Source organism: Streptomyces sp. AC555_RSS877 (assembly GCF_019049245.1).
Classification (GTDB): Bacteria; Actinomycetota; Actinomycetes; order Streptomycetales; family Streptomycetaceae; genus Streptomyces.
Map to the genome: position 1 here is coordinate 1 of NZ_JAGMUK010000055.1, position 348 is coordinate 348.

General features: G+C 70.7%; 1 protein-coding gene. It reads right to left on the bottom strand.

What is annotated here, in order from left to right:
* Window positions 1–348, bottom strand: a 348-nt coding sequence (locus KUM49_RS25325; RefSeq protein ID WP_217239249.1) for a nicotinamide mononucleotide transporter family protein, incomplete at both ends; no start/stop codon positions are given.

A 348-nucleotide genomic window follows, 5' to 3' on the forward strand; every position in this document is an offset into this window, starting at 1 on the left:
CTGCGGTCCCTTGCGGGAGCGCAGCCACCAGTCGCGCATGCCCCACAGGACGAGCGCGCCGTAGATGACGTAGACGAAGCCGGAGAAGGCGTAGCCGTTGGCGAAGTTCAGCGGGACGCCGACCAGGTCGACCAGCAGCCAGGCGAACCAGAACTCGACCATGCCGCGGGCCTGGGCGTACATGGCGACGACGGTGCCGACGAAGATGTACGCGTCCGGCCAGGGGTCCCAGGACAGGGTCGGGTAGGCCTTGAAGAGGAGGGCCACCGCGACCGTGCCGACGGCGGCGGCGCCGATCATCGCCCCGCGCTCGCGCCAGGTGGCGAACCGCGGGGTGATCTGGCCGTC